At 72.2% G+C, this 13,857-nt stretch carries 13 protein-coding genes; 6 read left to right on the forward strand and 7 right to left on the reverse strand.

What is annotated here, in order from left to right:
* Positions 1–31 precede the first annotated feature (31 nt).
* From ACIRQH_RS25965 to ACIRQH_RS25985, 5 genes are read left to right on the forward strand one after another with little or no spacing between them, the layout of a single operon-like run.
* Positions 32–3,091 carry a nitrate- and nitrite sensing domain-containing protein gene (locus ACIRQH_RS25965; protein WP_404227073.1) on the forward strand — a complete coding sequence of 1,020 codons (3,060 nt, stop codon included), beginning with the start codon at positions 32–34 and terminating at the stop codon, positions 3,089–3,091.
* Entirely contained in the window at positions 3,088–3,591 is a 504-nt protein-coding gene (locus ACIRQH_RS25970; protein WP_358815727.1) for a roadblock/LC7 domain-containing protein, read from the forward strand. The genes ACIRQH_RS25965 and ACIRQH_RS25970 overlap by 4 nt, the downstream gene beginning before the upstream one ends.
* Complete coding sequence (locus ACIRQH_RS25975) at positions 3,588–3,998, forward strand: DUF742 domain-containing protein (protein ID WP_358815728.1); 411 nt, start codon at positions 3,588–3,590, stop codon at positions 3,996–3,998. The genes ACIRQH_RS25970 and ACIRQH_RS25975 overlap by 4 nt, the downstream gene beginning before the upstream one ends.
* Positions 3,979–4,617 (forward strand): ATP/GTP-binding protein, encoded by a 639-nt coding sequence (locus tag ACIRQH_RS25980; RefSeq protein ID WP_358815729.1) that lies wholly within the window; start codon positions 3,979–3,981, stop codon positions 4,615–4,617. The genes ACIRQH_RS25975 and ACIRQH_RS25980 overlap by 20 nt, the downstream gene beginning before the upstream one ends.
* Positions 4,618–4,647: 30 nt before the next feature.
* Positions 4,648–5,910: a styrene monooxygenase/indole monooxygenase family protein gene (locus ACIRQH_RS25985; RefSeq protein WP_358815730.1), complete on the forward strand. Its 1,263-nt coding sequence runs from the start codon at positions 4,648–4,650 to the stop codon at positions 5,908–5,910.
* Here the strand turns inward: ACIRQH_RS25985 and ACIRQH_RS25990 are convergent.
* The 4 genes from ACIRQH_RS25990 to ACIRQH_RS26005 all read right to left on the reverse strand — a co-directional run bounded on the left by ACIRQH_RS25990 (position 5,874) and on the right by ACIRQH_RS26005 (position 9,279).
* The gene (locus tag ACIRQH_RS25990; RefSeq protein ID WP_404227074.1) at positions 5,874–7,091 is read right to left on the reverse strand and encodes an NlpC/P60 family protein; all 1,218 of its coding nucleotides are present in this window, start codon (positions 7,089–7,091) and stop codon (positions 5,874–5,876) included. The two genes, ACIRQH_RS25985 and ACIRQH_RS25990, sit on opposite strands and share 37 nt — an antisense overlap.
* A gap of 109 nt (positions 7,092–7,200) precedes the next feature.
* Positions 7,201–7,521, reverse strand: a complete 321-nt coding sequence (locus ACIRQH_RS25995) for a hypothetical protein (protein WP_388866676.1) — start codon at positions 7,519–7,521, stop codon at positions 7,201–7,203.
* 10 nt (positions 7,522–7,531) lie between these two features.
* A complete protein-coding gene (locus tag ACIRQH_RS26000) occupies positions 7,532–8,257 on the reverse strand; it encodes a TetR/AcrR family transcriptional regulator (RefSeq protein WP_388929720.1) in 726 nt (241 codons plus the stop codon).
* Positions 8,258–8,349: 92 nt separating this feature from the next.
* Positions 8,350–9,279 (reverse strand): diiron oxygenase, encoded by a 930-nt coding sequence (locus tag ACIRQH_RS26005; RefSeq protein ID WP_358815734.1) that lies wholly within the window; start codon positions 9,277–9,279, stop codon positions 8,350–8,352.
* Positions 9,280–9,474: 195 nt separating this feature from the next.
* Here ACIRQH_RS26005 and ACIRQH_RS26010 point away from each other — a divergent pair, with 195 nt between their 5' ends.
* On the forward strand, positions 9,475–10,374 hold the full coding sequence (locus ACIRQH_RS26010; protein WP_404227075.1) for an ADP-ribosylglycohydrolase family protein: 900 nt from the start codon (positions 9,475–9,477) through the stop codon (positions 10,372–10,374).
* Here ACIRQH_RS26010 and ACIRQH_RS26015 read toward each other — a convergent pair.
* The 3 genes from ACIRQH_RS26015 to ACIRQH_RS26025 form a co-directional block, all read right to left on the reverse strand.
* The gene (locus tag ACIRQH_RS26015) at positions 10,371–10,844 is read right to left on the reverse strand and encodes a DUF3291 domain-containing protein (RefSeq protein WP_388866664.1); all 474 of its coding nucleotides are present in this window, start codon (positions 10,842–10,844) and stop codon (positions 10,371–10,373) included. The genes ACIRQH_RS26010 and ACIRQH_RS26015 overlap by 4 nt on opposite strands.
* Before the next feature lie 89 nt (positions 10,845–10,933).
* Positions 10,934–12,409, reverse strand: coding sequence for a penicillin-binding transpeptidase domain-containing protein (locus ACIRQH_RS26020; RefSeq protein WP_404227076.1), 1,476 nt, complete (start codon positions 12,407–12,409; stop codon positions 10,934–10,936).
* Positions 12,406–13,782: an FtsW/RodA/SpoVE family cell cycle protein gene (locus ACIRQH_RS26025; protein ID WP_388866658.1), complete on the reverse strand. Its 1,377-nt coding sequence runs from the start codon at positions 13,780–13,782 to the stop codon at positions 12,406–12,408. Before ACIRQH_RS26025 ends, ACIRQH_RS26020 begins: the two co-directional genes overlap by 4 nt.
* Positions 13,783–13,857 lie beyond the last annotated feature (75 nt).

Below are 13,857 nucleotides of genomic sequence, written 5' to 3' on the forward strand. Positions count from 1 at the left end.
CCCGGGCCCCAGATGGGTACACGAGTCAGGAATGCGAGCACCGGTGCAGATGACGCGGCCGAGGCGCACAGGCAAGAAGACGGTCTCCAGTTCCGCGGAGGGTGGCGCCGTCGGCGACGCCACCGGCTCCACGGGCCGGGGCAGGACCGCCCACGTACGCAACCGGCTCATCGTCGCCGTGGCGGTCGTCGCGGTCGCCATCGCCGGAGCCGGCGCGCCCACGGTACTGGCCGCCTCGCAGCAACTGAACGACTCCCAGAACCTGGTGACGCTCTCCCAGCGCACCCAGCAGGCGCTCACCCTCGCGCACTCCCTGGCCGACGAACGCGACGACGTCACCTCCTACGTCGCCGCCGGCCGCCCCAAGGCCAAGGCGCCCTCCGAGCAGCGCAGCGCCCGCGTCGACCGGCAGGTCGACGAACTGCGCGCAGACGACGAGGCCCCCGCCGTACTCCTCAAGGACCTGGACGGGATCTCCGCTCTGCGGCGCGCGGCCCTCACCGGCAAGAGCACCGCCCTCGAAGCGCACCAGGCCTACTCCGAGGCCATCGCCGAACTCCACGCCCTCGCCGAGGACCTGGCCGACCGCATGCCGGTCCGGGCCGGCTCCGGCGCACACGCGCTCGCCGAACTGGACACCGCCGTCCAGCAGTCCGCCGCCGCCCGCGGGCTGCTCCTCGCGGCCCTCGCCATCCCGCGCACCACGCAGACCGTCGTCGACCCCTTCACGGGCCTGGCGACCACCACGACCGCCTCCTCGGCCGCCGGCGCCAAGCAGCGCGACGCGCTGAGCAGCGCCGCCCAGCAGGCCCGGGTCCGTTCCGACGCGGCCCTCGCCGGCTTCCGGGAGACGGCACCCAAGAAGGCCGTCGCCTCCTACGACTCCACGGTCACCGGCCCCGACGTGGGCTCCGCCGCCAAGTACCTGGCGGGCCTCACCGACGAGCCGAAGCTCGCGGACGGCGAACTCGGCACCTCCGCCGAGAAGCTGGACGCCGCGCTGTCCGCCCGCATCGACCTGATGCGCGGCGCCGAGTCCTCCCTGAACGACCACCGCACCAAGGACCTCGAACAGCTCCGGGACGACGACGTCACCGCCCTGGAGATCCGCGTCGTCCTCCTCGGCGCGCTGCTCCTCGTCGCGGTCGGCGTCACGATGGCCATGGCCCGCACGCTCACCCGGCCGCTCTCCGTGCTCCGCCGCGGTTCGGCCCGGCTCGCCGCCGACCCCGGCTCCGTGGAACCGGTCAAGTTCACCGGCCGCAACGACGAGTTCGCCCAGGTCGTCCGCTCCGTCAACGCGCTGCACACACACGCCGCGGCGCTCCAGGAGCGGCACGCCACCCTCGAAGGCGACCGCAAGCACCTGATCGGCCAGCGCCAGCTGATGGCCGACGAGCGTGACAGGCTCCGCATCGAACTCACCGCGGCCGCCAACCACTTGGACCAGGTCCGCGGCACCATCCATGGCACCTTCGTCAACCTCGCGCTGCGCACCCTCGGCCTGGTGGAGCGACAGCTCGGCGTCATCGAGGGACTGGAGGAGCGCGAGCAGGACCCGGACCGCCTCGCCACCCTCTTCAAGCTCGACCACTTCGCCACCGTCATGCGGCGGCACAGCGAGAACCTCCTCGTCCTCGCCGGCGCCGAGCACGTCCAGCACCACGCGAGCCCCGTCCCGCTGGTCGACGTCGTACGGGCCGCGGTCAGCGAGATCGAGCGCTACGAGCGGGTACGGATCGCCGCGCTGCCGCCGCACGCCCACCTCGCCGGGTTCGCCGCCGACGACCTCAGCCACCTGGTGGCCGAACTCCTGGAGAACGCCTCCTCGTTCTCGCCGCCCGACCTGCCCATCGAGGTCTCCGGCTGGCTCCTGGAGAGCGGTGAGGTGATGCTCTCCGTGCAGGACGAGGGCATCGGCATGACGGACGAGCGGATGAGCCAGCTCAACACCCGGCTCGCCGACTTCGACCCCGAGGACGCCTACGACCAGGAGAGCGGCGAGGGACTCGGGCTCGGCCTCTACGTGGTGGCCCGGCTCGCCCACCGGCACGGCGTCCGCGTACAGCTGCGCGAGCAGAAGCAGGGCGGGGTGGCCGCGGTGGTCGTCCTGCCGAAGTCCCTGATGGCGGCGGCACCCTCGTCCAGCGTCCCGGCCCCGGCCACCCGGCTCGCCGGAGCCGCCCCCTCGGTGGCCCTGCCCGGCGCGGACGCGGAGGCCAACTCCAACGTCCTGCGCGGCCGTTCGGCCCTCACCCCGCCTCCCGCCGGTGTCGAGGACCCGCTGATCGCCGCAGCCCAGGCGGCCGTACTGGACTCCGGTGAGCCCACGCCGGACCGTACGCCCGAGCAGGCCCCCGACCCCGTGCCCGGCTCCGCGCAGACCCCGGTCATCCCGGCGCCCCGCGAGCCGCTTCGGGCCGCTGCCCCGGCACCGGAGGCCACGCCCGAGACCACCATGGAGCTGCTGCTCCCGGACCTCGCGGCGGACACCCAGGAACCGCACCGCACCGACCCCGCCCCGGTCACGGAGACCCTCGGGGCCTTCGGCGAACCGGACACCGGCCCCGCGTCGGTGCCGTCCGGAGCGGACGTCCCCGCCGAGCCGCTGCCCCGCCGCGACGGGACACGCACCCCGGCCGGAGCCGCACCCACCGGTGCCGGGGCCCGCCCCGGCGCGGCGCCCGCTCCTGCGGAGCCGCTGCCCACCCGGACGACCGACCCCTACGCCATCGGCCCCGACAGCCACGAGCGTGCCCCCGATGAGCGCCCCCGGCTCACCGACAAGGGCCTGCCCAAGCGGACGCCGAAGATCTCCGCCCCCGCCGCCGCGCCGCCCCCTCGGGTGGGCGGCGTGGACGCCGACGCCCTGCGGCGCAGGCTGGGCGGGTTCCACCGGGGCGCGGTCGAAGGCCGTCGCGAAGTGGAGGCCGAGATCGCCGACCGGACGGCGGAGACGCCCGCCCCCGCGGGACAGACCCCGCCGGCACCCGCGCCCACCGCACACGCGGGATCCACGCCCACCGGGCGCCCGCGCACCACACAGGACGTAGAAGCATCGGGGGGCACCGTCGAGGAGGCAAGCAGTTGACCGCGCCCAGTACCTTCGGCCTGAGCAGCGAAGCCCGTAACCTGCACTGGCTGCTGACGAATCTCGTCGAGGAGGTGCCGGGCCTCCAGTCGGTCGCGGTCGTCTCCTCCGACGGCCTGCTGCTGCTGTCCTCCGACCCCGGCCGCAACGCCGAGGCACGGACGGCCGACACCACCAGGCCCGCGGGACCCAAGGGTTCGGCGGCCGACCTCGCCACCATCGTCTCCGGCATCGGCAGCCTCACCGTCGGGGCCGCCAAGCTGATGGACGGCGGCGGCGTCAAGCAGACGATGGTCGCCATGGAGGAGGGCAGTCTCTTCGTCATGGCGATCAGCGACGGCTCGCTCCTCGGCGTGCACGGCTCCCCGGACTGCGACATGAGCGTGGTGGCGTACCACATGGCGCTCTTCGTCGGCCGGGCCGGACACGTGCTGACCCCCGAGCTGCGCATCGAACTCCGAAAATCCCTTGAGGCCGAAGCGCTCGGGAGTGCCCGATGACCGCGTCTAACAGTGTGCAGAAGCTCCCCGTGCGCGGCGGCGACCGCAAGCCCGCCCGGGTGCGCCCGTACTCGCTCACCGGCGGACGGACCCGCTTCGGGCACGTCCTGCTCGTGGAGACCTTCGTGGCCGCGCTGGAGGCCCCGGAGGAACGCAAGGAACTGACGAACGGCTCGCTCGCCAACCGGGTCATGCCCGAGATGCTGGCCATCGTCGAACTCTGCCGCCGTATGCGCACGGTGGCCGAGATCGCCGCCCTCCTCAGGATGCCCCTCGGTGTGGTCCGAGTGCTGCTGAGCGACCTGGCGGACCAGGGAAAGATCCGTGTGTACGGAACAGGTCACGGCCCGGGACAGCCGGACCGCGCTCTGCTGGAAAGGGTGCTGAGTGGACTCCGTCGTCTCTGACGCCGCACCTGGCGTCGCTCCCCTCCTCGACGATGAGGAGAACCTTCAGGCCTGGCAGACGGACCGCACGCGTGCGCCGATCGCCACCAAGATCGTGGTGGCGGGCGGCTTCGGTGTCGGCAAGACCACCATGGTCACCGCTGTCTCGGAGATCACGCCTCTCCAGACGGAGGCGCTGATGACCCAGGCCAGCGAGGACACCGACGACCTCACGGGGACGCCGGACAAGGTGACCACCACCGTGGCCATGGACTTCGGCCGCATCACCCTCGACGACGACCTGGTGCTGTACCTCTTCGGTACGCCGGGTCAGCAGCGGTTCTGGTTCATGTGGGACGACCTGGTGCGCGGTGCGATCGGCGCGGTGGTCCTCGCCGACACCCGCCGTCTGTCGGACTGCTTCCCTGCGCTCGACTACTTCGAGAGCTGCGGCCTGCCGTACGTCGTCGCCGTCAACCACTTCGACGGCAGCGAGCGGTTCGAGCCGGACGACGTGCGCGAGGCCCTGACCGTGCCCCCGCACATACCTGTCATGATCATGGACGCGCGCCGCCGGATCTCGGTCGTCGAGACCCTGCTGGCCGTGGTCGGCCACGCGCTGGAAGTCAGCCCCGAATAGGGACGCCTAGGTCCTAGGAGAAACACCCGCATGCGGAAGATACTCGTCGTCGGAGCCGGTCAGTCCGGACTCCAGCTCGCCCTCGGCCTCCAGTCGCAGGGATACGAGGTCACCCTGATGTCGAACCGGACGGCGGACGAGATCCGCACCGGCCGGGTCATGTCGACACAGTGCATGTTCGACACGGCACTTCAGCACGAGCGCGATCTCCAGCTGAACTTCTGGGAGTCCCAGGCTCCGAGGATCGAGGGCCTCGGTGTCTCGGTCGCCGCGCCCGGCTCCTTCGACCCGGGCCCCTCGCAGCGTGCCATCGACTGGGTCGGCAAGCTCGACGGGTACGCGCAGTCGGTCGACCAGCGGGTCAAGATGGCCGGCTGGATGGAGACCTTCGCCCAGCGCGGCGGCCAGCTGGTCATCCACGGCGCCGCGGTCTCCGACCTCGACTACTTCTCCCGCACGTACGACCTGGTGATGGTCTCGGCCGGCAAGGGCGAGCTCGTCTCCATGTTCGGCCGCGACGCCTCCCGTTCGCCGTACGGCGAGCCGCAGCGCGCCCTCGCGGTGGCCTACGTCCACGGTCTGGGCCCGCGCCCGGAGCACCCGGACTTCGACGCGGTGCGCTGCAACCTGGTCCCGGGCGTCGGCGAGCTGTTCGTCATGCCGACCCTCACCACCTCGGGCCGCGCCGACATCCTCTTCTGGGAGGGCGTCCCCGGCGGCCCGCTCGACGTCTTCAACGGCGTCAAGGACCCCGCCGAGCACCTCTCGTTGACGCTGGAACTCATGGAGCGGTTCACGCCCTGGGAGTACGCGCGGGCGACCAACGTCGAACTCACCGACGCGGGCGGCACGTTGTCCGGGCGGTACGCCCCGACGGTCCGCAACCCGATCGGCCGGCTCCCCGGCGGTGGCCTGGTCCTCGGCGTCGCCGACGTCGTCGTGGCCAACGACCCGATCACCGGACAGGGTTCCAACTCGGCGTCCAAGTGTGCCGCCGCCTACCTCTCCTCGATCGTCGAGCACGGCGACAAGCCCTTCGACGAGGAGTGGATGCAGGCGACGTTCGACCGCTACTGGGACACCGCGCAGCACGTCACCAAGTGGACGAACGCCATGCTCGGCGTCCCGCCGGAGCACGTGCTCAACCTGATCGGCGCGGCCGGCCAGCTCCAGCCCGTCGCCGACCGCTTCGCCAACGGCTTCAACAACCCGGCCGACTTCGAGAACTTCTTCTACGACCCGGAGAAGACGGGCGCCTACCTGGCCTCGGTCGCGGGGGCGACGGAGGCGTAGCCCTCGTCGCTTCCTTCCGACGCGCCCTCGGGGAGCTTCGGCGGTGTGTAGTGCCGCAGAGGCTCCCCGCCCGGGTCGGGGCGGACCGCGCCCAGAAGCGGGTTGGCCGCGATGGGGGAGACCTTGATGTCCGTGCCGGGCCGCGGCGCCTGCACGACCATTCCGCCGCCCAGGTAGAGGGCGACGTGCGTGGCCTCGGGGAAGTAGACCACCAGGTCGCCGGGGCGCAGTTCGTCCAGGGGGACTCTCGGGAGCTCGGCCCACTGCTCCTGGCTGGTGCGGGGGACGGGCTGCCCGGCCCGGTCCCAGGCCTGTGAGGTGAGCCCCGAGCAGTCGTAGGCCGCCGGGCCCTCGGCGCCCCACTCGTAGGGCTTGCCGATCTGTCCGACGGCGTAGCGCACGGCTCGCTCGCCCGCGGGGGACGGCGCCCGCTCGCTGCCGAGCGCCCCGGACGTCATGATGCTCCGCTGTGCCGTGTCCGTCCCGGCCTTCTCGGTCCTGTTCAGTTCGGCGATCTGCTCCGCGGTCAGTGAGGCGAGCAGTTTCTGCACCGCGTCGAGGCGCCCGCGCACCGCGTCGCGTTCCTTCTTCTGCCGTTCGGCGAGCGACAGCTGACCGTCGAGGGCCTTGCGGGCCGCCCGCGCGAGCACGTCGGTCCGCTTCTCGCTCCCGGTGATCCGCTGCACGGTCTCGGCGCGCTCCAGCGACAACTGCCCGATCACGTGCCCCTGGTCGAGCGCGTGCTGCGGATCCCGGGCGAGCAGCAGCCGTACGTACGAGGAGATCTCGCCGCTGCTCTGGTACTGCTGCCGGGCCAGCCGTCCGGCGGCTCCGCGGCTGTCGTGCAGCGAGAGGCGGGCCGTGGCGAGGCGGGCGTCGAGCCGGCCGGTCTCCGTGCGCTGCTTCTTCAGCTTCTCCGCGGTGCCGTTGTACGCCTCGGTGGCCTTCTCGGCCTCCCGGTACAGCCGCTGAAGCTCCGTCAGGAGTGTGGCCGCGGACTGCGGGGCGCCCGGGCCCGCGGCGCCGTCGGTGCCGCTCCCGCCGTGGTCCGAGGGGCCGGCGGAGCTGCCTGCGGTCGGGGCGGGGCCGGGGTCGGGGACGGCCACCGCGGGGGACGGCGCGAGCAGCGCTCCGGCCGCCACCGCCGCCGTGCAGACCAGACGCAGAAGCCTTCCTGACACGTCATCACCTCCGGTGCCGGGGCGGCCCGTCCACCGCCCGTCTCGCACCGGCAGGATCGAGCGGGCGCGTCCCGGGCGCGCGCCGGGTGACCGCTTCGGCCCAAGAAGGTCACTCGTCGGCGTTGCCGCCCGGCGTGGCGTCGCCCGTGCCGGCGCCCTTGTGCCTGCGGTTGGACCAGGGCCACGCGAACCGCGGCCCCGACCCGTCGTCCTCGGGGTCGTACTCGTACTTCCACCCCTTGTGGAGCCCGAGCCGCCGGCTCGTCGCCGCCTGGACACGCCGGTACACGAGCACGGTGGGCGGCCCGCCGTCCGCGGCGGGCACCGGGACGCGGTACGTCTTGGGCGGGTGGCCGGTGATCCCGAGCAGCACGGGCAGCACGCGGCCGTCCAGCGGACCGCCGGCAAAGGGGGTGTCTTCGCTCTTCACCGGACCAGTGTCACAGCAGGTGGGCCGCGTCCCCGACAACGGGCAGCACCCGGCGCACCAGCGCCCCCACGATGCCGTCCGGACGCTCCATCGCGAGCGAGGCCCGGACCACCGCGGCGGTCTGCGCGTCGCGCCCGGCGCTCGCCGCGAGGACGGCCACGAACTGCTCGACGAGCCAGTCCCGCAGCTCGTCCAGCGGCGGTTCCTTGCCCTCGTCGAGCCAGACCAGCGAGGCGGCCTCCACCGCCGTGATCCACATCCGTACGGTCATCCGCAGCCGGGGCCCGGGGTCCTGCACCACGAGGTGGTCCAGGATGTGGTCCGCCGCCGCCCGGCGGACCCCGTCGACGATGGCCGTCGTCCGTGAGGTCTCGATGACGCTGCCGCCCTGGAGCAGGGCGCTGAACCCCGCGTCGTGCTGGTCCACGAAGGCGAGGTAGCGGTCCAGGGCGTGTGAGAGGCGCTCGGTCAGCGGCCCCTCGGGGGGTTCCGCGAAGCACTGCTCCAGCTCGTCCGCGGCGGAACGCAGCGCGGCTTCGTACAACTGCTGCTTGCCGCCCGGGAAGTACCGGTACACCAGGGGCCGGGACACTCCGGCCGCCTCCGCCACGTCGTCCAGCGAGACCTCCTCGGGCACCCGCTGGGCGAACAGCGAGAGCGCGGCTTCGAGGAGCTGGCTGCGCCTCTCCTCGACGCTGAGACGGCGGTAGGCGGGGGTGGAGGCCTGCGAGGTCATGTCGGGCAGCGTAACCGGCCCGTACACAACTCCCACACAACGGCGGGCGACCGGCGGGACCGGCCCGGGGCCGGTCCCGCCGCCGCGACGGCTCAGGCCAGCAGCCCCGACGACTTCCACAGCCGCCGTCCCGTTCCGCGCAGCACGCCGATGTCGTCCAGGAAGTCCGTCAGCCGCTTGGCGCCGGTCTGCATCACCTCGCGCCGGTGCCCGCTCGCCTTGACCTGGGCCATCGCCTCGCGCTTGTCGAGGCCGACGTTCGTGTACACGTCGGGGTTGATGAAGGCGACCGAGAAGACGCGGGCGAACTCGCCGGAGGTGACGCGGGTGAACTCCTGGGACCAGCGCGGTGCCGTGACCATCTGGCGCCGCAACTCCTCGCGGGCGTAGCGGACGTGCCGGGCCTCCTCCACGACGTGGATGCGCGTGACGCCGCGGACCAGGGTCTGCACCCGCTCGTCCGGGAACGTCAGCCGCTGCATCCAGTCGAGGATCTCCTCACCGAGCAGCGTCGCCGTGAACGAACCGGGCGTCGTCGAGATGGTCTTGAAGAGCCGCCCGAGGTTGAGGTGCGCCCGGCTCACCGGGTAGTGCGGGGTGCCGCCGCGGGTGATCAGCCGGGCGAACATCTTCGAGTGCCGGCACTCGTCCTCGATCTCGGTCAGCGCGTAGCGCACGTGCGCGCTCGTCGCCGCCTTGTCGTAGATGTGCCGCACCAGCAGCTGCATCAGGATGAGTTCGAACCAGATGCCCAGCGAGGCCAGCGCCGCCGCCTCGTGCTGGGACAGCGCGATCCGCTGCTCCTCGCTCATCCGTTGCCACATCGGGGTTTCGTACAGCGACACCAGCTCGGGCGGCCAGAACCACTTGCCCTCCTCGAAGGGCGCTTCCCAGTCGAGCTCCTTGTCGGGGTCGAAGGAGTGCTTGGCGGATGAGTCGAGGAGGCGCTCGGCCACCTGCTCCCGGTCCTTGAGCAGACCGAGCGCATCACGGAGCACCTCGGCTTCGGTCACCGTCGTCATGACTGTTTCCACCTCGTCGTACGGGATCTGCGGGGGTTACCGGCGGTCACAACTTATGAGACTGCTTGTCAGCAAGCTCGTCAATCCCCTGGGCGGGACTAGTTCGCACAACCGGTACGCGACCGTCCGCGACGCGACACCCCGACGCGCGAAAACCACTGCGCAACCGGCCCTCGGGCCCGGCATCATCACCCCATGACCCCGCCGATCCCCGCCGACCGCCCAGCGGCCCGCCGCAGCCTCGACGGCCTGTCCCTCGGCGACGCGTTCGGCGAGCGCTGGTTCCCCCTCTTCCGGGACCGGCTCCAGGCGTACGAGGAGATCCGCGCCCGGCGCACCCCGCAGGAGCACACCTGGCACTGGACCGACGACACCGCGATGGCGCTCGGTGTCCTGCGCGTCCTCGACGAACACGGCGAGATCCGGCAGACGGAACTGGCCCGGGCCTTCGCCCTCGGCCACGACGCGGACCCCGCCCGCGGCTACGGCTACGGCATGCACGAACTGCTGCCCCGGCTGCTCCAGGAGCCGCACCGCTGGCCGGAGCTGGCGCGCGCCCTGTTCGGCGGCGAGGGCAGCCTCGGCAACGGCGCGGCCATGCGGGTCGCCCCGCTGGGAGCCTGGTTCCAGGCCAGCCTGCCCGCCGTCGCCGAACAGGCCGCGCTGTCGGCCGAGGTGACGCACGCCCACCCGGAGGGCGTCGCGGGCGCGGTCGCGGTGGCCATGGCGGCGGCACTGTCCGCGCGGGGCGGGCTCGACCTGGCCGCGGTCGCCGCCGCGACCCCGCCGAGTGCCGTGCGGGACGGTGTCGAGAGGGCGGCCGTGCTCCCGTTCGCCACCCCGCCCTGGAAGGCCTCGGACGTCCTCGGCAACGGTCAGCGCATCCGCGCCGACGACACCGTTCCCTTCGCCCTCTGGTGCGCCGCCCGGCACGCGACCGACCTGACCGGGGCCCTGTGGAGCACCGCCGAGGGCTTCGGCGACGTCGACACCACCTGTGCGATCACCGGCGGCGTGGTGGCCGCCCGCACCGGCGTCGCTGACGTCGCCGACGACTGGCTGCGCCGCAGGGAACTGGTGCCCGGGGGGCTCTAGATCCCGGTCGAGACCGCTGGCGGGAACGACGTCCGCAAAGTGAACGCGTGCTGTGTGGGCCCGTGTTCACGCAGGTGCAGCAGACGGGACTCGGCCTCCTCGGCCGTCGGACGGTGGCCCGCCGGAACCCACCACAGCGCGGTCATCGCCTCCGCGAGCCGCTCGAACCAGTCGTGCCGCCGGGACAGCAGTTCGCGGTGCTGCCCCTGGTACATGAACGCCGTCAGGGCCTCCGGATCGCGCCAGGTGGACAGGTTGATGATCAGCCAGTCGTCCCCGAGGACGGGAACGTCGGTGGCGTTCCCGGAGTCGCTCTGCAACCGCCATACGAAACCGTCGGCCGCGTCCGCCACCGCGTTCACCGGATCGAGAGCGTCGACGAAGGCCTTCAACTGCGGTGAATCCAGAGGTGCTTTGAGCCGGGCTATGTTCACCTCGGCGAGTTCGTGCGCGCCTGTCGGTAATGTCATGAGCGAACGGTAGGCGGCCTCGGGCGGCTGTCACACCCACGTCTCACAGGACGAGAGAGCCGACACGGCCGGGCAGGTCCGCCCCCGGTTCAGCGGTCTCCGCGGCCCCTCGTGTCCAGCACCGCCTCCATCACCGACCGGGCGATCGGGCCCGCGAAGCCGCCGCCGCTGATGTCCCCGCGATTCGCCGCCGCGTCCTCGACGACGACCGCCACCGCCACCGCCGGCTCCATCGAGTCGTCGGGCCGGGCCCAGGAGATGAACCACGCGTACGGCGTTCCCGCGTTGCCGACGCCGTGCTGCGCGGTGCCGGTCTTGCCGCCCACGGTCGCACCGGGAATGGCGGCCACCGTACCCGTGCCCTCCTCCACCACGTCGGTCATCAGCTCGCGCATCCGCTGGGCCGTCGACGCGCTCATCGCCTGGTGGAGGGTCCGCGGACCCGTCGTGCCCAGGGTCCCGCCGCCGCGCCGGGTCGTCCGCTCCACCAGGTACGGCCTGCGGACCGTGCCGTCTCCCGCGACGGCCGCCGAGATCATCGCCATCTGGAGCGGGGTCGCCCGGGTGTCGAACTGGCCGATGGACGACAGCGCCAACTGCGCCTTGTCCAGCCGCAGATCGAAGTTGCTCGGCGCCACCGCGAAGGGGATGCGCAGCTTGCGGTCGTTGAAGCCGAAGTCCGCCGCCGTGTGCGTCATCGCGTCGAGTCCGACGTCCAACCCCAGCTTGGCGAACACCGTGTTGCACGACCAGGTGAAGGCATAGCGCAGCGAGGCGTCCTCGCAGCCCTCGATCTCGTTCGTGAGCCGTGTCGTCGTGCCGGGCAGCCGGTACGGGTTCGGCGAGTCGCTCGGTTCGTCCACGTCGTCGACCACCCCCGCGTCCAGCGCCGCCGCGGCGGTCACCACCTTGAAGGTCGACCCCGGCGGATACGTCTGCCGGATCGCCCGGTTGAGCATCGGCTTGTCGTCCTCGGCGTTGAGCCGCTCCCACGCCCTGGAGACGGCCGGTCCCGTCCCGGACAGCGCGCCGGGGTCGTACGACGGGGTGGAGACCAGCGCCAGGATCCGGCCGGTGGACGGCTCGATCGCCGCGACCGCGCCCCGCCGCGCCCCGAGTCCCTCGAACGCCGCCCGCTGCGCCGCCCCGTTCAGCGTGGTGACCACCTTGCCGCCGGGGCTGTGGGCCCGCGTGAAGTCGTTCCACAGCGGGAACGGCGCGAGCATCGGGTCGGCGCCGGACAGAACGCCGTCCTCGGTGCCCTCCAGCAGCGTCGTCCCGTACACCTGCGAGGCGAACCCGGTGACCGGCGCGAACAACGGGCCGTCCCGGTAGGTGCGTTCGTAGCGGAGCTGCTCACCGGTGTCCTTGGAACCGGTGACGGTCCTGCCGTCGACGACGATGTCCCCGCGCGGCTGGCCGTAACGGGCGATCGCCTGACGGCGGTTGGCGGGGTTGCCGTCGTACGACGGGGCCTGGACGACCTGGACGCGGGCGGCATTGACGAGCAGCGCCACCAGCAGCACGGCGCACAGCCCGATGGCCCGCCGGATGTACTTCGTCACGATGTCTCCGTCCCGTCGTGCCGGCCGCGGGCGCTGTCGCTGATCCGGATCAGCAGCGCCACGATGATCCAGTTGGTGACGACCGAGGAGCCGCCCTGGGCGAGGAACGGCATCGCCATGCCGGTCAGCGGGATCAGGCCGGTCACCCCGCCCGCGATGACGAAGACCTGGAGGGCCACGATCGAGGCGAGCCCGATGGCGAGGAGCCGGCCGAAGGGGTCGCGCACCGCAAGGCCCGCGCGGTAGCCGCGTTCCACGAGGAGCGCGTAGAGGAGGAAGATCGCGCACAGGCCGGCCAGTCCCAGTTCCTCGCCCGCGGTCGCGAGGATGAAGTCGGACTTGGCGGCGAAGCCGATGAGGATCGAGTGGCCGAGCCCGAGGCCGGTGCCGAGCAGCCCGCCGGAGGCGAACGCGAAGAGGGACTGGGCCAGCTGGTTCGGGCCGTCCCCCGCGGTGATCGAGGCGAAGGGGTCCAGCCAGTCCTCCACCCGGCTGTGCACGTGCGGCTCCAGCCGGCCGACCGCCACCGCGCCCACGGAGGCCAGCATGAGCCCGACCGCGATCCAGCCGGTGCGGCCGGTGGCGACGTACAGCAGGATCACGAACAGGCCGAAGAACAGCAACGAGGTCCCGAGGTCCCGCTCCAGGACCAGCACCAGCACGCTCAGCAGCCAGATCGCCACGATCGGGCCGAGGACCCGGCCGGTGGGCAGCTGGAGCCGCCGGAACCGCCAGATCTGCCGGCCGGTGTACGCGAGCGCGTTGCGGTTGGCGGCGAGGTAGCCGGCGAAGAACACCGCGAGCAGCACCTTCGCGAACTCGCCCGGCTGGATGGAGAACCCGGCGATCCGGATCCAGATGCGGGCGCCGTTCACCGCCGGGAAGAAGATCGGCAGGACGAGCAGGGCGAGCGCGCTGACCACCGAGACGTAGGTGTAGCGCTGCAGGACCCGGTGATCGCGCAGCACGAGCACGGCCACGATGAAGAACGTGACACCGAGCGTCGACCAGACGAGCTGGATCGGCGCCGCCTGGTCGTCCGGGGTCTCCAGATCCAGCCGGTAGATCAGCACCAGGCCCAGACCGTTGAGGAGGACGCCGATCGGCAGCAGCAGCGGATCGGCGTACGGGGCCCGGACGCGCACGGCCACATGCGCGAGGAGCGCGAGCACACCGAGCCCGGCGCCGTAACCGGCGGCGCCGGGCGGGACGGTGCCGTTCTTGGCGAGACCGACAGCGCAGTATCCGTACACGCTGAGCAGGACGGCGAGGACGATGAGGGTGAACTCGATGCCACGGCGCCTGGGCAGCCGTACAGCGGGAGGGGCCGGTTCCACCGCCACGGCCGTTCCGGACATTCCGGGCTGGGTCATGTCCGGAACGTAGCAAGTGGTCGACCTGATGTCCCGTTATGAACTGACAAACCGGCCGTTCCGGTTCACCTGCCG

Source organism: Streptomyces sp. NPDC102279 (assembly GCF_044766365.1).
Taxonomy (GTDB): domain Bacteria; phylum Actinomycetota; class Actinomycetes; order Streptomycetales; family Streptomycetaceae; genus Streptomyces.

Excerpts from the sequence above, each read along its gene's own strand:
- ACIRQH_RS25965 (WP_404227073.1), top strand. The coding sequence starts at position 32 with ATGCGAGCACCGGTGCAGATGACGCGGCCGAGGCGCACAGGCAAGAAG.
- ACIRQH_RS25975 (WP_358815728.1), top strand. The coding sequence starts at position 3,588 with ATGACCGCGTCTAACAGTGTGCAGAAGCTCCCCGTGCGCGGCGGCGAC.
- ACIRQH_RS25985 (WP_358815730.1), top strand. The coding sequence starts at position 4,648 with ATGCGGAAGATACTCGTCGTCGGAGCCGGTCAGTCCGGACTCCAGCTC.
- ACIRQH_RS26000 (WP_388929720.1), bottom strand. The coding sequence starts at position 8,257 with ATGACCTCGCAGGCCTCCACCCCCGCCTACCGCCGTCTCAGCGTCGAG.
- ACIRQH_RS26005 (WP_358815734.1), bottom strand. The coding sequence starts at position 9,279 with ATGACGACGGTGACCGAAGCCGAGGTGCTCCGTGATGCGCTCGGTCTG.
- ACIRQH_RS26010 (WP_404227075.1), top strand. The coding sequence starts at position 9,475 with ATGACCCCGCCGATCCCCGCCGACCGCCCAGCGGCCCGCCGCAGCCTC.
- ACIRQH_RS26015 (WP_388866664.1), bottom strand. The coding sequence starts at position 10,844 with ATGACATTACCGACAGGCGCGCACGAACTCGCCGAGGTGAACATAGCC.
- ACIRQH_RS26025 (WP_388866658.1), bottom strand. The coding sequence starts at position 13,782 with ATGACCCAGCCCGGAATGTCCGGAACGGCCGTGGCGGTGGAACCGGCC.